General features: G+C 41.0%; 15 protein-coding genes and 1 pseudogene. 12 read left to right on the forward strand and 4 right to left on the reverse strand.

Features of this window, described 5'->3' with window-relative positions; translation table 11 throughout:
• Window positions 1–292: 292 nt before the first annotated feature.
• From Q0590_RS32220 to Q0590_RS32245, 6 genes are all read left to right on the forward strand, one after another.
• On the forward strand, window positions 293–502 hold the full coding sequence (locus Q0590_RS32220) for a hypothetical protein (protein WP_302041785.1): 210 nt from the start codon (window positions 293–295) through the stop codon (window positions 500–502).
• Between the two features lie 256 nt (window positions 503–758).
• A complete protein-coding gene (locus Q0590_RS32225) occupies window positions 759–1,097 on the forward strand; it encodes an IS110 family transposase (protein ID WP_302041786.1) in 339 nt (112 codons plus the stop codon).
• Between the two features lie 36 nt (window positions 1,098–1,133).
• A complete protein-coding gene (locus tag Q0590_RS32230) occupies window positions 1,134–1,718 on the forward strand; it encodes a transposase (RefSeq protein WP_302041787.1) in 585 nt (194 codons plus the stop codon).
• Between the two features lie 378 nt (window positions 1,719–2,096).
• Window positions 2,097–2,363 carry a hypothetical protein gene (locus Q0590_RS32235; protein WP_302041788.1) on the forward strand — a complete coding sequence of 89 codons (267 nt, stop codon included), beginning with the start codon at window positions 2,097–2,099 and terminating at the stop codon, window positions 2,361–2,363.
• 63 nt (window positions 2,364–2,426) lie between these two features.
• Window positions 2,427–2,801, forward strand: coding sequence for a hypothetical protein (locus Q0590_RS32240; RefSeq protein WP_302041789.1), 375 nt, complete (start codon window positions 2,427–2,429; stop codon window positions 2,799–2,801).
• On the forward strand, window positions 2,788–2,934 hold the full coding sequence (locus Q0590_RS32245; RefSeq protein WP_302041790.1) for a hypothetical protein: 147 nt from the start codon (window positions 2,788–2,790) through the stop codon (window positions 2,932–2,934). Before Q0590_RS32240 ends, Q0590_RS32245 begins: the two co-directional genes overlap by 14 nt.
• A 120-nt stretch (window positions 2,935–3,054) precedes the next feature.
• Here Q0590_RS32245 and Q0590_RS32250 read toward each other — a convergent pair whose 3' ends face one another.
• Window positions 3,055–3,474 (reverse strand): BLUF domain-containing protein, encoded by a 420-nt coding sequence (locus tag Q0590_RS32250; RefSeq protein ID WP_302041791.1) that lies wholly within the window; start codon window positions 3,472–3,474, stop codon window positions 3,055–3,057.
• Between the two features lie 570 nt (window positions 3,475–4,044).
• On the opposite strand from Q0590_RS32250, the gene Q0590_RS32255 reads away from it, so the two are divergent.
• The 6 genes and pseudogenes from Q0590_RS32255 to Q0590_RS32275 all read left to right on the forward strand — a co-directional run bounded on the left by Q0590_RS32255 (window position 4,045) and on the right by Q0590_RS32275 (window position 12,439).
• Window positions 4,045–6,459, forward strand: a complete 2,415-nt coding sequence (locus Q0590_RS32255; protein ID WP_302041792.1) for an ABC transporter permease — start codon at window positions 4,045–4,047, stop codon at window positions 6,457–6,459.
• Between the two features lie 1,446 nt (window positions 6,460–7,905).
• A pseudogene (locus Q0590_RS37800) lies at window positions 7,906–8,093 on the forward strand (IS3-like element ISLbl1 family transposase); the annotation flags it as partial.
• Between the two features lie 392 nt (window positions 8,094–8,485).
• A complete protein-coding gene (locus Q0590_RS32260) occupies window positions 8,486–9,664 on the forward strand; it encodes an IS110 family RNA-guided transposase (protein ID WP_302041793.1) in 1,179 nt (392 codons plus the stop codon).
• Between the two features lie 309 nt (window positions 9,665–9,973).
• Window positions 9,974–10,294 (forward strand): transposase, encoded by a 321-nt coding sequence (locus tag Q0590_RS32265; protein WP_302041794.1) that lies wholly within the window; start codon window positions 9,974–9,976, stop codon window positions 10,292–10,294.
• Between the two features lie 703 nt (window positions 10,295–10,997).
• Window positions 10,998–11,810, forward strand: a complete 813-nt coding sequence (locus Q0590_RS32270) for an enoyl-ACP reductase FabI (protein ID WP_302041795.1) — start codon at window positions 10,998–11,000, stop codon at window positions 11,808–11,810.
• 119 nt (window positions 11,811–11,929) lie between these two features.
• Entirely contained in the window at window positions 11,930–12,439 is a 510-nt protein-coding gene (locus Q0590_RS32275) for an MOSC domain-containing protein (protein ID WP_302041796.1), read from the forward strand.
• Between the two features lie 29 nt (window positions 12,440–12,468).
• On the opposite strand, the gene Q0590_RS32280 is transcribed toward Q0590_RS32275, so the two are convergent.
• From Q0590_RS32280 to scpA, 3 genes are all read right to left on the reverse strand, one after another.
• Entirely contained in the window at window positions 12,469–13,611 is a 1,143-nt protein-coding gene (locus tag Q0590_RS32280) for a hypothetical protein (RefSeq protein WP_302041797.1), read from the reverse strand.
• Between the two features lie 456 nt (window positions 13,612–14,067).
• Window positions 14,068–14,646, reverse strand: a complete 579-nt coding sequence (locus Q0590_RS32285) for a hypothetical protein (RefSeq protein WP_302041798.1) — start codon at window positions 14,644–14,646, stop codon at window positions 14,068–14,070.
• Window positions 14,647–14,666: 20 nt separating this feature from the next.
• Window positions 14,667–16,811: a methylmalonyl-CoA mutase gene (scpA, locus tag Q0590_RS32290; protein WP_302041799.1), complete on the reverse strand. Its 2,145-nt coding sequence runs from the start codon at window positions 16,809–16,811 to the stop codon at window positions 14,667–14,669.
• Between the last annotated feature and the right edge of the window lie 52 nt (window positions 16,812–16,863).

A 16,863-nucleotide genomic window follows, 5' to 3' on the forward strand; every position in this document is an offset into this window, starting at 1 on the left:
CCTTACTTAACGATGAATCCTCCTACTTTTCACCTAATCTGACGCTGAACCAACAACATCTGCCGGAATGACATAATCCGTAGCTTTTTAGCTACTTACTTGCCGGAATCCGGGGCTTCAAAAGGGGTCAGCATACTCCGGATTCTCCACCTTAGAGCGCATCGAATCAGGTATGCTAATATGGTTGGAAAAATGACAGACAAAGAAGGTACACACATGTGGCATGATGTCTATGAAAAAGTAAATGGAAAAATTAGCAAAACCGCCTCCACTAGATAACCCCTAAGTCGAAATGAAAATCAAATTACTTTTCTCTGTGCTATTACTGGTATTATACCTGCCATTACTGGCCCAACCCCATGCCTTAGTAGGCACTTGGATAAAGGGAAATCCCCAAAGGGGCATCAAAGAAACCAAAATAATTTCTCCTACCCAAGTGGGGTGTATGGGCATGGATACGAAAAGAGATACCATGATTTATACAGGCTTTGGCACATCTTAAGTTTGTTGTAAAATAGATTGAATTTATAAAACCAAATATTATTTTGCCAATAAGCTGAAAAGGCAACGGACGGAGATAAAGACTTTCTCGGCTCATTGCTCCTTAGAGACTGTAGAGTATGCTAGTCCCTCCATCTGCTTTTTACGACTTTGGACAGTTCAGTAGGCCGACGAGCCTGTTTGTAAGATTGCTAAAGCGATAAAAAGGTTTCCTAATCTAGTGCATTAAGTTTGTTTTACTTTTTTCTTTTAACCGCATGAATTACATTGGAATTGATTGTGCCAAAGCTAGTTTTGAAGTAGCTCTACCAAGCCAGAAAGGGTATCAGGTCATTAAGCTTGACAATACAGAGGATGGATTCGCTAGCCTACTTACCCAATTACCCCACCGCAGTCATTGCTTAATGGAAGCAAGCGGGCCATATTACTGCCGTCTGGCTACTTTCTTCTATCAAAAACAAATACCTGTATCGGTAGTTAACCCACTTGTCATCAAACGTTTCACACAGATGCGCCCTGTCAGGGCAAAAACTGATAAGGCAGATGCCATTTTGATTGCCCAATACGCTCAGTTAGAAAAGCCAGTTCTGTGGTAGCCCACACCGGAATTACTCCTGGAAGCAGCTCAAGAAATGACTTTGGTCGAGCAACTTATTAAACAACGTACGGCCTTGTTAAATCAACAAGATGCTTTTGCACAACTTCCTCACCAAAGTCAAAAGGCTCAAAATGCTTTACTCACCCTTTTAGAGGAACTTAGCTGGCAGATCGACCAACTACAAACAAGCACTTATGAGAAAATCAAAAATCATGATTCAACGTTAATATCTAACTTACGTTCCATTCCAGGGATAGGCCCTAAAACAGCTGCTGTCCTGATTATGGTGGGCAAAGGCTTCACTACTTTCTCCAATCACCACCAGCTTACTTCTTATGTAGGCCTTGCCCCACGTATTTATCAATCGGGTACTTCTATTAAAGGGAAGGGGCATATTTGCAAAATGGGTACAGGCCGTATTCGTTCCTTACTTTATCTATGTGCCTTGAAAGCCAAAAGCTGTAATCTGGCTTGCAAAACCCTCTTTGATAGGCTTCGCGCGAAAGGCAAGCCAGTTAAATTAACTCTAATTGCTGTAGCCAATAAACTCCTCAAACAGGCTTTTGCGATTGCTAAAAGTGGAAAAGCATATCTAGCACCTAACCTAATTGCGGACTAAAACCAAACTTTATTTGGGTGCCTAAAACTTTTTTTCCCTTTGATCCTTGTTTTTTAACACAGTTCATTCTCTATCGAAAATGGAAAATATGTAGAGTATATCGAAATTGAAACAGGCAATACCCTATTAGATAAAAATAAAAAAGCTGGCTTTTGATTATAAAGTAGCAAGAGATAAATTTTATCAAACAGGTTCAGTCACTTTTACCCATGGAAGAGTTCAGCCATTAACTAATGTCTTTACCAAAGTAAATCTTTCTCCGCAAGGCACAGTAGAAATAGTAGGTACTTGGAAAGTGATTGATTCAAAAATGGCGGATGGAAAAGATTTTTCTTCTGATTCATCTCTACAAACCCTGCGCATCATTACCTCTACATAATGGTTCCAAATAAGAAAATCAGATGCGAAAGTTCTTCAATCAATGATTTTTCCCTACAAGAAAGAAGGAGAAAATATGTAAGTGGTGCGCCAGAATTTTCTTCTCACAAATTGCCATCTAATACAAAGTTAAACTTTGAACCAGTGGCCGATGGAAAAGTACAAGTAAATGTTGGCCAATTTAGCAACAATAAAGTTCATTATCAGCGAGCAGATGTAATGGAAAGGTCAGATAATCAAACCGCTAAAACAGTTTCCACTAAATAAAACTCTTTAATTTATACTCTGATAAAAATCAAAATTATTCTTTGTTTTCTCTTCCATTTTCTCATGATGCAAGGGATATTAGCCCAAAGCCAAGCCAATCTCCATTCCCAAGTAGTAGGCACCTGGAAGCTCATCTCTCAAAAAGGAATATTTATAGATGGTGTAGCCTTTACAACAGATTTATCGAAAAACACCCAGTACAAGATTCTGACCCCTACCCACTGGATGTATATCAATTACAACCAAGATTCTCTGAGAGGAGGGGGAGATGTAGGTACATATCAACTTAAAGGTAATAAGTATGTAGAAGCCTTAACGGATGGATATAAAACAGATTTTACCTTAAAAGTAGAAAGGGGCAAACTTCATCAAGATGGAGCTATTATTACACCTGATGGAAAAAAAGCCATGTTCCATGAAATATATGAGAGTAGCTGAAACTCCAAATCCTGCTACAGCCGATTTAGTAGGAGTTTGGGATATGACCAGCTTAGTTACAATTAAAGAAGGTCTGTTAAAAGCTACTTTTGGTAAAACTCTAAAAACTAATTCGCCCTCATATCCTGAATAACTTATTTATTGGAAGCAAGCATTATTGTTTTACTATTTAACTAGCAGCCCCCTTATCAAGGTATAATAAACAAAAAAGCCTCACAGAAAGAGGCTTTATGTAGAAGAAGCAGCATGTCTATCAATTAAAAAATTGTTTAAGCAAGGACAATACTTTTGATCCTTCTTGCTGCTGACCTTTGAGCAGTTGATGAAAAATTTTTTTATCCTCAATCGAGATATGGGTTTTATATTCTACCTCTGATTTTGAAAGCTGCTTAGTTGCCATATGCCAGGACGGAAAGGCTTTCTCTTTAATCGGGCCATAAGAAATCATTCTTACCTGCTCATGTCTTGAATCTTGTTTAATCTTATCAAACAAGCTAAGTAATTGTTTGGAATCTCCTTCTAAGTATTGAATAAACTTATCTTTAGAGTATAACAGTACCCCTGTGGCTTCCACATGGGGATTATTCTTCTGGCAAGCTGATAGAATTTTTTCTATTTCCTGATCGCTGCAAGTACTTTTTCTTGAGCTGACGTAAACTAATTGAGCAAGCATGTGGTGTATAGTTTAATGAGTAAAAATATAAGGTATTTATTGTTTTCTTACATATGTATCATTTACCCCTTACATAAGTAACCAGAGATACCTGTTGGTGGAAGGCTTCCTTTCAAATTCTGCTATTGCTTGACTTACTCCAAATAAATCAGATATATTAAAAAATTTAGAAAGGGTGTTGGGCCAACTACCTCCTTTTATGAAACCTCACTACTGGAGTCAAAGAGAAATTAACATTTTTAATCTTTTGTTATAAATCTATAGCCAGAAAAGACCATTGCTTTCTCTAAAGGGACGAGGTTTGCTTATTATAGTAGCCGCCCGTTTTTGAAATGGCCGCTTGGCCTTGCTTTTCATCCTACTTGTCCATTTACAGACAGCAATCGTATCAAAACCGGACAGTAAGTATACTTAAATAGCAAGTTAATTAATTGACTTTCAATATTTTAATAAGTGGCATTGCTTGTGTAGCCATTTTTAGAAAGCAGTAATCAGTATTTACTCTAATTACTGCGCATCCCTGAGTTTTAGTAGTCCATCTCATCGTCCAACCTTCAACTCTCTACGGCCATGCTCAAAAACTACTTCCTTATTACCTGGCGCAATCTTTTAAAAAGCCGCTTTTACTCCTTGCTAAATATTGCAGGTCTTGCTACAGGGATTTGTTTCGCCTTTTTGATCGCGGCTTATGTCTGGAGTGAATTTCAAGTTAATGCACACTTACGGGGAGTAGACCACCAATATATTATCCAAAGTAAGTGGCGCGATGCGACCATGGGTCATGAACTTACCTCAGTTGGCCCCTTAGCGAAAGCTTTAAAAGAGAATTATCCACACCTGGTGGCTAATTACTTCCGATGGGATGGGGTAAAAACCATTGTTTCTACAGGCGAGAAGAGCTTCCGCGAAGCAGTTGCTATCTGTGATAGTACCCTGCTAACTATGTATGGGCTCAAGCTCTTGCAAGGAGATGCTGCCAGCGCTTTAGATGCACCTTTCAAAGTGGTGATCACAGCCCAACTAGCCCATAAATACTTTGGCAAAACCGATGTAGTGGGACAAAGCCTTTCCCTGCAAAATTTCTCGGGCACAAAACATGACTTTCTTATAACTGGTGTACTGGCTAAGGAAGGGAGAAACTCGGTAACTAGTGTTGCTTCGATCAATGAGAGCCTCGATAATGAGGTGTTTATCTCTACAGCCAACCAGTTTTACTTTGGCAGAAACATGGATTGGTCCAATCCATTTATCATCAGCTATATTGAGCTGCAGCCAGAGGTAAGCCCTAAAGAATTGGAGCAACCGATGCACTATTTGCTAACGCAGCACGCCCCCGCTCAAATAGCCACTAACCTGAAACCTTACTTGGTATCACTCAGCGAATACAGCCTACTGGCTAATAATGGCGTTGTAAAAAAAATGCTCCTCGCCTTATCAGCAATCTCCTGCTTTATTCTGTTGATGGCCCTGATTAATTTTATCAACCTGACTGTCAGCCGCTCTACCATCCGTATGCGGGAGATTGGCATCCGTAAAGTATTAGGAGGAGTAAAAAAGCAGATCATTGGCCAATTCTTAACAGAATCTATCCTGCTAGTAGCTATCTCCACCTTCCTATCCATCTTAGGATATGAGATCAGCCGAAACTTGTTTAGTGGCATGCTGGGCAAACCCTTACCTGAGCTAAGTGAGTTTCCCGCTTACTTTTTTATCTACCCTATCTTGTTAACCCTCCTGTTAGGTATTCTATCAGGTGTTTATCCGGCATTTATCTTATCCTCGCTCAAGGTAGTAGAGGTACTGAAAGGAAAAGTTACTTCCATCAAAGAAAATATACTGCTGCGTAAAGGCTTAGTTGCTTTTCAGTTTGGGACAGCTATGGTGGTGGGCTTCAGTGCCATCATCATAGCTAAACAGATCAACTTGTTTTTTAGCGAAACCCTGGGTTATCGTACAGACTATATTTTGTCAGCACAACTGCCCCGCAACTGGACACCCGAAGGCGTCAGAAATATGGAAAGTATACGCAAGCAATTTGCCGCCATGCCGGAAGTAAGCCATGTAACCCTGTCGTATGAAGTACCGGATGGAAATCATAGCGGAAGTGTACCTATCTACCGGGTAGGAGCCGATTCTACAACGGCTATTTCCTGCCTTCTCTTAATGAGCGATGAATATTATGGGGCAACTTATGATATACCCATGGTAGCCGGTGAATTTTACGCTGCCCCAGGAGCTTTTATTGATTCCTCTAAAGTTGTCATCAATGAAATAGCAGCGAAAGCCTTAGGATGGCAAAATAGCTCGGAAGCAGTAGGCAAACAAATCCGGTTTACCGATGGGGGGCCGCCAGGAGTAATAGCCGGAGTGACGAAAGATTTTCATTTTGGTTCGATGCAAAAAGCCATTGAGCCGATCATTTTCATCCATGTGGGCGTAACCAATACGTTTCGCTATCTAACCTTTAAAATAAAGCCAGGCAATATAAGTCAAACGCTCGCTACTCTACAAAAACAATGGTCTAGTTCAATGCCAGCTAGCCCTTTCGAGTATACGTTTATGGATGATACCTTAGCCAAAGTCTATAGAACGGAACTGCAGTTGAAAAAAGCAGCTTATCTAGCCACACTGCTAGCCTTCATAATTGTATTATTAGGCGTTTTAGGTCTGGTTTCGTTAAGTATTCAAAAACGCATAAAAGAAATAGGCATCAGAAAAGTGCTGGGAGCAGGCGTGGTGGACATTATAGCTTTATTTACCAAAGAGTTTATAGGAGTTACGCTAGTGGCGGCCTTGCTTGCCTGTCCAATGGCTTATCTGTTGATGCGGCAATGGCTCTCGGGTTATGTCTACCAAGTGGAACTTACCTTGATGCCTTTCTTAGCTACTCTTGTCCTGCTGAGTGTGGCGATCCTATTGGTGATAAGCTTACAATCCAGTAAGGCAGCACTAGCCAATCCGGTACAGAGTTTAAGAAGTGAATGAGTGCAGGGTGGGTAAGATAAGCTTAAACTTCTCAACATAGGGAAAATTAAATCAATACAGCTGCCCTATGTTGTGAAGTTTAAAACGTATTACTAGCAGTTGTACGCTGCTTGCTTTCATAAAGAGCCATATTTTAACTACTAACAGGTAAGATCACATTTCAATGTACTGATAAAAGAAGGGTAAGGACTACCATCGGTCTACAGTATAAGCTATGAAAAAAGCATTTTGCCTGCTTTTGTTAGTGAGTAACATCTGCTTGTTGTTGCACAGCGAGGCTATAGCTACTATAAAGATGCCAGCCGGGTGAGTTCTGCTAATGCAAAAGCCTTTGAATATTTCAAAAAAGCTTATTACGACCATATCTGGACCAAAGAAGGCGCAGATACCGTCGAACATTACTTTAAACTGGCTCTACAATAAGCTTCTACCTATTGGGCTACCTATGCTTTCCTTGTCCATGTGTATCAACTCAAGATCTAGATAGCAAGAGCCAGAACCAGAAATTTGCCTTTCAAAAGCACTATGCTCAAAAGGCTATGAGCTCTCATCCTAAGACCGGAGATGCGTATTCCGTCATGTCAGATGTAAAATGGGAAGAGAAAGACACTGCCGCAGCTCTATAGTGAACTTGCTTCCTTTGAGTGGAGGGAAAAGATAGGCAGATTTAATAATGTATTAAATTTGACCACATGAAAAGACAAGTATTCGATAATGCATTCAAGATGATGGCCATAGAACTATCCAATACAAAAGGCTCCGTAAAAATAGCAGCATAAGAATTAGAAATAGATCCGGGTAGATTAAGTAAGTGGCGGCAAAACAAACTCTGGGAAAGACAATATCAAAAGAAAAATCTCTACTTACTGCAGAGCAAATAGAAATCAGGTGCTTACAGAGGGAGCTCAAGGTGGCCCAGTTAGAACGTGATATATTGGAGCCGATGGCTCACAACGTAGGCAGGTCCAAAAAGACGGTCAGCATCTTTTTCGAGGGAGCCAGCAAATATTCAGATTTATAAAGGAGCAAAGGGAGATATTTTCTGTTGAAAAGATGTGTAAGCAGATAACGTAAGTGTAAGTGGGTATTAGCTCTACGAGCACAATGAACTGCGTTCGGTACGTTCGGCTATATCGCCTCCGTACCCTCTCGGCTCCATTGTGGCTGAAACAGCCTATTGGTTCCCGAACAATTAAACAAGAAAGGTTACTAGTCGATATAAATAGAGTATAAGCTAGACTGGACCTCCGATAGCTTAGGATGGGCTAGGTTCATGAAAAAAGCAAATATCAAGAGTATGTTCAGAAAGAAGTATCGGGTACAGATTACTGATTCTAAACACTTGCGAGGTGTGAGCCTAAGCAAGCCAACGTAGTTGTATGCTGTAGCTGAAAATCACCTAAATAGGGATTTCTTAGCCAAAACATCTGACAGAAATGGGTGTAGGATCTCACATACATTCGAACTCAAGAAGGCTGGCTATATTTAACGGCTATTATTGATCTAGCTGACCAAAAGGTAGTGGGATGAGCGCTTAGTGATACTATGAAAACTGCTGATACAAACATCGCTGCCTGGCCATTAAAAATAGACCTCTTTGCCAGAGCCTGCTATTTCACTCCGACAGAGTCATACAATCAAACTCGATGTCGAGCCATCGTCAAGTTTGCATGCATGCAATGAATTTAGAGAGCTGTTCAAAAGGCTTCCTATACTGCAAAGTATGAGCAGAAAAGGGAATGGATTCCAATCAGGCTTGGTCTCATATCTTGGGAATAAATCAAGAAAATGCAATTTTACATGCAAGAGACCGAAAGCAGAAGGGGTAAATCCAGGTCTTGGTCAAGTACACCTTTTATAGGTGATACTGTATCTCAGGTATAACCTCTCTGCTTTCCTTTCCAGAATCAGAACAGTACCTATGGATAGTTTCTCAGCTAAACTAATCCTTCATAAACTATGAGAAAAGATGTTAGAAAGGAAATCGGAATCTGATATTTTAAATCTTCACTTTAACCTTTTCTCCATGAGCAACCTTAAACAATCAGTAGGCATTGACCTATCCAAGGACAAACTGGATGTCTGTTTTTCAGTTATTGATACTACTCAAAAAGTAACTATCAAGGCTACCCGTAAATTTGCCAATCAAATCAAAGGCTTTCAAGAACTTAATGAGTGGGTTATTAAACACGGCGATCCGTCCCTGCCTATTGTTTATGTGATGGAAGCTACTGGTGTTTACTATGAACAGCTGGCCTGGTTTCTATATAGGCAAGAGCAAAAAATAAGTGTGATACTACCCAATAAGGGGCGGCAGTATGCTCAAAGCTTAGGACTTAAAAGCAAGAATGACAAAATTGATTCTATTGGCCTGGCTCATATGGGTGCTCAGCAAAGCCTCTCTTTATGGCAGCCTATGAGTAAAGTTTTCTGCCATCTGCGCACTTTAACTCGTGAGCATGAAAACTTACAGCAGTCTAAAAATGTACTTAACAATCAACTACATGCCTTAGCTCATGCTCAGTTTGAGAGTAAACCCACTCAGAAAAGGCTTCAGGCAATGGTGAATCTAATAGACAAACAAATTGAAAGCATCAGGCAAGAAATTACATTAGTAGTCGAATCAGATGCAGCGCTGAAAAGAAAGTTGCATTATATCACTCAGATCAAGGGCATAGGTTTGTTGACTGCTGTCACTGTCATTTCTGAAACCAATGGGTTTGCCTTGTTTGAGAACCAAAAACAGCTGATCAGTTATGCCGGCTATGATGTGATAGAAAAGCAGTCCGGCAAACGAATAGGAAAAACTAAAATATCTAAGAAAGGGAATTACCGCATCAGGCGCATACTACATTTACCTTCATTTAATGTAGTTCGCTATGAAGGAGGCATGTTTAAAACTTTTTTTGATCGGTTAATTAATAATGGAAAAAAGAAAATGCAGACCTATGTAGCCATACAAAAGAAGCTGTTAGTATTAATGTACACCCTATGGAAGAAAGATATACCCTATAATGCTCACCACGAAATTAAAACTGCTTCCGGTAATAATGAGCCGAAGCCTCTCTTTCCGGTGGTTTTTGAAAAAAACCAAGTAGCCATGGTAGAGAAAAAAGAAGTAGCCCCGACAAGCAGGGCTACACAAGATGAACTTCCGTGCAATAAGTCGCCGCAAGCTCTCTTTCCGGTAGAACAAAGTTATTAAAATATTTCTACTTTATTACTTGCTTTTTAAGACAGTACCTGAGATCGGCCGGGATAATGCAATAGCAGAAAGTTTTTTTAAAACCTTGAAAATAGAATTAATATAACATGCTTATTATGCTACAAAAGAACAAGCTAAACTGGCTATATTTGAATATATGAATTGATCATTTACGATCAATAGCTATGGTACAATAGAAAAAGAAAGCACTCTGCATTAGGCAATAGAAGTCCAGTGCAGTATCAATCGTATTTAGAAGAAATTAGAATGGATACCTGAAAAATCCTCCAGTAAACTGTTTCAATTCCAGTGAGCCCTTCAGCCGCCATCCTGGATAGCCAAAGTGTAAAAACCACCTTTGTGGGTGGTCAGCGCGGCTTTGATGCGGCTAAGCGTATCAAAGGTCGAAAACGTCATATTCTGCTTGATACTTTAGGCTTACTTCTATCAGTGGTGGTACACCGGGTAGACATTGATGAGAGAAAAGGGGCGGGCTTTGTGCTGAATCGACTCTGTAAACTGAAGAAACTCTTTCCTGGTCTGTCTGTTATCTTTGCTGACGGGGGCTATAGTGGTGAATTTGAAGCTTTTGTTAGAAAGACTTTCCGATGGATGTTACAGTGTGCGTAAGCCTTTAGGTATGAAAACTTTTCAAGTGCTACCTAAATGTTGGATTGTAGAACGCACGGTCAGTTGATTAACGGCTCATCGACTATTGAGTGTAGATTATGAACAAAAAGTTAAATCCTCAGAAGCTATGATTCACATAGCCATGATTCGACTTATGCTTAAACAGTTTTAAATTACTTTTTTAGACAGCCTCTAACACTTTCATAATTTTAGTCAAAAATTATCTACTAAACCAGATGATGTTGGCCGTATCTTCTTACTTTTTTGTCATTGCCACAGGGTAGGACAAACATGCGAATGTTTGAGCCAGCTTGTGTGCATGCACATTTTAAGCCAGCCTAGTGCCTTAAGTAACAAAAAAGTCTAGGTTTTCCAAGCATGCGAATGCGAAGGGAACCAACACAACCGAGCATGTGAATGCGATGGTTGCCACCGAAGGTGTTGACAAAGCTTCTGCGCTACAGACTTACGCACACCCCCCTGTTTTTCCGGGCCAACACACTTGTATTTTTACTTTTTCAAATTTTTCAATAAACTTTACTAAACTCAATTATTATTTTTCTTGTGAACGCATAAACTTCCGTATATTAATCAATGGCCTATCTATCAACACATCTGAAAGCGGTTATTTTAATTTTCAACTTTAACATTTAACTTTAGCGCGTTAACATATAAATTAACTCAACATCTTAAACTCATTAAAATGGCCTACAATCTATTAAAAGGGAAGAAAGGAATTATTTCTGGCGCACTGGACGAAAAATCTATTGCCTGGAAAATTGCTTTAAAGGCGAAAGAAGAAGGAGCCACCTTTACACTAACGAATGCACCTATTGCTATGCGGATGGGGCAGATTAATAAACTAGCTGAGCAATGTGGTGCCGAAATTATTCCGGCAGATGCTACCTCCGTAGAAGATATTGAGAAACTATATACCCGGTCTATGGAAGTGCTGGGAGGTAAGGTAGATTTTGTGCTGCATTCTATTGGTATGAGTCCGAATGTACGAAAAGGCCGTTCGTATGGTGATTTGAACTATGAATGGTTTTTAAAAAGCATAGATATCTCTGCGTTATCTTTTCACAAAATGTTGCAGGTCGCTGAGAAATTAGATGCTATTAATGAATGGGGGTCAGTAGTCGGGCTATCCTATATTGCTTCCCAACGTACGTTTCCCGATTATTCAGACATGGCGCAAGCAAAAGCAGTGTTAGAGTCAATTGCCCGCAGTTATGGATACCGCTATGGTAAGCTGAAAAAGGTACGGGTAAATACTGTTTCCCAGTCACCCACCAAAACAACGGCAGGTACTGGCGTAGGTGGATTTGATGCGTTTTTTGATTATGCCGATAAAATGTCTCCTTTAGGCAATGCTACAGCTGAGGAGTGTGCAGATTATGTCATTACTCTTTTCTCAGATTTTACCCGCAAGGTGACCATGCAGAATCTGTATCACGATGGTGGGTTCTCCAGCTCTGGTATTTCCGAGGAGATTGTAGAAAAAATGAAGCAGTAAGAGTAGCCTTATATATACAAAGGGTCAATAATAGGGGTATACCCAGAATTATTGGCCCTTTGCTTTGTTTAAATTTAAGCGAAACGAACACAAAAACCTACTTTTGTAGTTTATCATCTATGAGCGAACCAACAGCCAAAGAGTCTATCATAGGTAAGTTACTGGATGCACCGGTAAAACCTGGAAAAGTAGTCTGGATTAGTGTGCGGCCAGAAAGGCGGTCGCCAGTAAAACCTCTGACCGAAGTGGACGCCATACAAAACCGGGGCCTGGCTGGCGATCATTACAAAGGTACTCCATCCAGTACCCGGCATGTTACCCTCATTCAGGCAGAGCATCTGGCAGCGGTTTCTTCTTTTATGAATATACCGGATTTGGACCCTGGCCTTGTTCGCCGCAATATCGTTGTGAAAGGTATCAATTTATTGGCACTGAAAGACAAGCAATTTTATGTAGGAGAAGCTTTGTTGGAGATGACCGGGCTTTGCCATCCTTGTTCGCAGATGGAAGAAATCTTAGGCGAAGGTGGCTACAATGCAATGCGGGGCCATGGAGGTATTACGGCCAGGATTATTAAAGGTGGAAAAATCAGGGTAGGAGATGAGGTGTATGTAAAAGCAGGGAAGTAGTAATTTGTTGAAAACTTCGGAAAACATGTTTAGGTTTTATAGTACTTGAGCAAATTCTTGACTTGATCTGTTGAGAGTTGTTTTTGGTCAATCAAAGATTGCATCTCTTCCCAGGCAGCCAGTTTAGCTAAGCCTCTCAGAAAATACAGTTTGGTGATTTTCCCTTTCCCATAGCCTAACTGACAGATTTGCTGCATAGCCGGGTTATGTGTCAGGGCTGATTCTATTTCATAAAAGTAGCCGCCAATGAAGTAAGCCAGTACAATTACATTTTCTATACTTGTAAAATCCCTTACCTGGAAATCTTCCCATCCCAGATGCTCTTTTAAGAACTTGAACACACCCTCAATCTTGCTGCGCTTTAAATAGCGGTGAAAAACCCATAAAGCCATTTCTTCTGCTTTGATCCCATAGTTGCTTAACAAGAGCATCGGCTGTTTGAATATTTTTTCACCCTTACGTGTGGTTAACTCCACTTTCAGCAGACAATACTTGTTTGCCTTTAACACAATGGGTTCATAACTGAAATGAGCATTGACCTGATGATACACTTTTTCTCCCCAGGAAAACTTCTCATACACCCTTGTAAAGCTTTTTTGTAAAGTCTTTTGTCCCCATTTTAAGCGCCTAATTTCATCTTCCTCCTGCTGAAAATGTCCTTCTACATCCGAATTACGCCAGTTCTTGATGCGGATTACAAATCGGCTATCAGGCAGAGAATCTAATACCTGAAAATAGTCTACATCATCAAACCACCGGTCTAACACGTGGCAGAGTACCACATCAGCATTGGCTTCTTTGAGGCCTTTATGCAAACTAACAATTTGCTCTAATCCGGCATGGTTTAAGTCTGTGTCTAGTTTACCTACCTGACAAGCTAACAAGTGTAACTGCTTTTTATCTGCATCGATAGCAACAGAATCAAAACTGCGATAGCCATTGATCCACTTTCCCTCCAAATTCCGCACCTTTCCTAGTTCTTGCATAGATTGGCTGTATGGCTTTCTCAGATCACAGATATCGTGTACTAGAACCATACTTTGCTTGCCTTCCACTACTGACTTGGCCTGCTCTATAAGCACCTGATTGATAGCTTGAGCTTGAACCCCATTAAGTAAAGTGCCATCCAGCAGACCTTTAAAGCGGTCAAACTCAGCCTTGTTTTGGCTCAAGGTCCATATGTTAATATGCTGGTGCTGCACTATGCGCTCACAAAGAGAAATAAAGTTTTTTTACAACGCTTGTCTTCTATAGTGGCTACATATGCACTAATGTATTCTGCTAACTGCATACAATGAACTTTTTCTTATATTTAAATACCTGTATACGTTTTCCGAAGTTTTCAATAATTTGAAAATGTGGAAATGTGAAAATTTGTAAATTTAAAAATTGCATTTTTTTGTAAGAGTATTTGTAGGCCCGATACATCTTCTTTCTCTCGTATTAATTATCAGCTAATTATGAAAGAAGAAACCTGTTAGGTTTTCAAAACCTAACAAGTTTAGGTTTATTTTAAAGGCATCGCCTTCAGACTACTACGCTGCTACACTCAGGGCTCAGTTGGCTATAGGAGGAAACCAAATTTTAAAGTAAAAACCTAGTCAAAAAATACTAGTTCTAGGAGTAGTTTATTCCGAATGTATTAAATTGAATATCTTACCAAATCCCTCTGTTGCAGCAAATGATTTTACTGGTGATGCACCTAAAATATCCTTCCGTACAAAGTTCAGCATTTCTACAGTAGCTTCTGAGTAATTGTGTAGCTTCATCCATACCGAAAGGGCAATGGCTGTTTTCAAGGTACTGGCTTTTACGCGTATAGTATGGGGTGAATACCTTCCCGGATGAATGTGAATATGCCTGCCTTCCACTTCGCCTATTCTCAATATCCATACGGATGTATCCGAAAGAATCAAAGTTTGGTAGCCAATATTCTGTGTATGAATAAACTCTATATACGCTGCCTTTCTGAAAGCCTCTTTTTCATGTAATTGTTCAATGATTTGATGAGCAATCAACATTGGTGTGAGTTCTCCCAGATATAAGTCCATCTGAGATTCGCCAATCAAGCGTAGTTGAGGGGAAAGTGCTTTTATATTCTTATTGGCAACACTAGTAAGGATAAATTCATGAATAAAACCCAAGTGATGTTTAAGGCAGTTAAACATCACTGGCGAAGGAACTGCACAATTTTCAAGATAGAGCATTATCAAATTATATTAGATAACTACTCTTCCATAAGCTTTTTCAAGATTTGCTGTGCAGCTACAGAAATTATGGTACCAGGGCCAAAAACCCCAGCAACGCCCGCTTTGTACAGAAAATCATAGTCCTGCGGGGGAATTACCCCTCCGGCAATTACCATAATATCTTCCCGGCCAAGTTTCTTTAGTTCTTCTATCAACTGCGGTACCAGTGTTTTATGGCCGGCAGCCAGGCTGGAGGCTCCCACAATATGTACATCGTTTTCTGCCGCCTGACGGGCTACTTCTTCCGGCGTCTGGAATAGCGGGCCAATGTCTACATCAAAGCCCAGGTCGGCAAAGCTCGTAGCAATTACTTTGGCTCCGCGGTCGTGGCCATCCTGGCCCATTTTAGCCACCATAATCCGGGGTCTTCTGCCTTCCAGCTGGGCAAACTGATCGGCCATCTCCCGGGCAATGCGGAAGTTTTCGTCATCGGACACTTCTCCGGCATATACACCAGATATAGCACGTATAGTAGCTTTATGTCTGCCAAATACCTGTTCCATAGCCATCGATATTTCCCCTAAGGTAGCACGTTTTCTGGCTGCATCCACGGCTAATGCCAGCAAATTGTTAGCTGCGGAAGTAGAAGTTTGTGCAGCACCTTGGGTAATAGCTTCCAGAGCTTTTGCTACAGCTTCAGTATCCCGTCCGGATTTTAATTTCTCTAATCTGACTATCTGGGAGTTTCGTACAGCTGTATTATCTACTTCCAGTAATTCAATATCTGTTTTGTCTGACACTTTGTATTTGTTCACCCCTACAATTACATCTTTGGCAGAATCTATTCTGGCTTGTTTCCGGGCAGCCGCTTCTTCTATGCGCATCTTGGGTAAGCCAGTTTCAATAGCTTTGGCCATTCCTCCGAGTGTTTCTACTTCTTGTATCAACTGCCATGCTTTTTGTGCCAATTCATGGGTAAGTGATTCTACATAATACGAACCGCCCCAGGGATCTACCACTTTAGGGATATTGGTTTCTTCTGCTATAATCAACTGGGTGTTACGGGCAATACGGGCCGAAAAATCGGTGGGTAGGGCAATGGCTTCATCCAGAGAGTTGGTATGTAGCGACTGCGTGCCACCCAGTACAGCTGCCATGGCTTCAATACAGGTACGGGTTACGTTGTTAAACGGGTCTTGTTCCGTCAGGCTCCAGCCGGAAGTCTGGCAGTGGGTACGTAAAGCCAGGGATTTAGGATTTTTAGGTTGAAAGCTGTTTACAATTTTTGACCATAACATCCGGGCAGCCCGCATTTTGGCAATTTCCATAAAATGATTCATACCAATAGCCCAAAAGAACGATAGGCGAGGGGCAAACTGATCTATTTCGATGCCAGCTGCAATACCAGTGCGGATATATTCCAGGCCATCTGCCAACGTATACGCCAGCTCCAGGTCGGCAGTAGCCCCGGCTTCCTGCATGTGATAGCCACTGATGCTGATGGAATTAAACTTGGGCATATGCCGGGAAGTATAGGCAAAAATGTCAGCAATGATACGCATAGAAGGCGCAGGAGGATAGATATACGTGTTGCGTACCATAAATTCTTTCAGAATATCATTCTGGATGGTACCACTGAGTTGTTCTGGTTTTACGCCTTGTTCTTCGGCAGCCACAATATAGAATGCCATAATGGGAATTACTGCCCCGTTCATCGTCATGGATACCGACATCTGATCCAGCGGAATACCATCAAACAGGATTTTCATGTCTTCTACGGAATCTATCGCTACTCCTGCTTTTCCTACATCACCTACTACTCTGGGGTGGTCTGAATCGTAGCCCCGGTGGGTAGCCAGGTCAAAAGCAATAGATAAGCCTTTTTGCCCAGCTGCCAGGTTGCGCCGGTAAAAGGCATTGGATTGTTTGGCGGTAGAAAAACCGGCATACTGGCGGATGGTCCAGGGCTGGGTTACATACATAGATGCGTAGGGCCCCCGCAGGTAGGGTGGAATACCGGCTGCAAAATGAATATGAGGCAGGTTTGATATATCTTTGGCTGAATACACCGGATTTACGGCAATGCCTTCTGCTGTTTTCCAGGGTTTAGCTGTGGATGCTGCACTGGCTTGCGTTTTTAGCTGGCTTATATCAAATTGTATCGTTGAAAAGTCTGGTTTCATCGTCTGGCACCTGGGTTAACAGGATTTAGGAATTATGGGGGTTTATTAAGAG

Source organism: Rhodocytophaga aerolata (assembly GCF_030503435.1).
GTDB classification, from domain to species: Bacteria; Bacteroidota; Bacteroidia; order Cytophagales; family 172606-1; genus Rhodocytophaga; species Rhodocytophaga aerolata.

What these genes read in the sequence shown, in the direction of transcription:
- Q0590_RS32220 (WP_302041785.1), top strand. Translation starts at nt 293, where the DNA reads ATGAAAATCAAATTACTTTTCTCTGTGCTATTACTGGTATTATACCTG.
- Q0590_RS32225 (WP_302041786.1), top strand. Translation starts at nt 759, where the DNA reads ATGAATTACATTGGAATTGATTGTGCCAAAGCTAGTTTTGAAGTAGCT.
- Q0590_RS32230 (WP_302041787.1), top strand. Translation starts at nt 1,134, where the DNA reads ATGACTTTGGTCGAGCAACTTATTAAACAACGTACGGCCTTGTTAAAT.
- Q0590_RS32235 (WP_302041788.1), top strand. Translation starts at nt 2,097, where the DNA reads ATGGTTCCAAATAAGAAAATCAGATGCGAAAGTTCTTCAATCAATGAT.
- Q0590_RS32240 (WP_302041789.1), top strand. Translation starts at nt 2,427, where the DNA reads ATGATGCAAGGGATATTAGCCCAAAGCCAAGCCAATCTCCATTCCCAA.
- Q0590_RS32245 (WP_302041790.1), top strand. Translation starts at nt 2,788, where the DNA reads ATGAGAGTAGCTGAAACTCCAAATCCTGCTACAGCCGATTTAGTAGGA.
- Q0590_RS32250 (WP_302041791.1), bottom strand. Translation starts at nt 3,474, where the DNA reads ATGCTTGCTCAATTAGTTTACGTCAGCTCAAGAAAAAGTACTTGCAGC.
- Q0590_RS32255 (WP_302041792.1), top strand. Translation starts at nt 4,045, where the DNA reads ATGCTCAAAAACTACTTCCTTATTACCTGGCGCAATCTTTTAAAAAGC.
- Q0590_RS32260 (WP_302041793.1), top strand. Translation starts at nt 8,486, where the DNA reads ATGAGCAACCTTAAACAATCAGTAGGCATTGACCTATCCAAGGACAAA.
- Q0590_RS32270 (WP_302041795.1), top strand. Translation starts at nt 10,998, where the DNA reads ATGGCCTACAATCTATTAAAAGGGAAGAAAGGAATTATTTCTGGCGCA.
- Q0590_RS32275 (WP_302041796.1), top strand. Translation starts at nt 11,930, where the DNA reads ATGAGCGAACCAACAGCCAAAGAGTCTATCATAGGTAAGTTACTGGAT.
- Q0590_RS32285 (WP_302041798.1), bottom strand. Translation starts at nt 14,646, where the DNA reads ATGCTCTATCTTGAAAATTGTGCAGTTCCTTCGCCAGTGATGTTTAAC.
- scpA (WP_302041799.1), bottom strand. Translation starts at nt 16,811, where the DNA reads ATGAAACCAGACTTTTCAACGATACAATTTGATATAAGCCAGCTAAAA.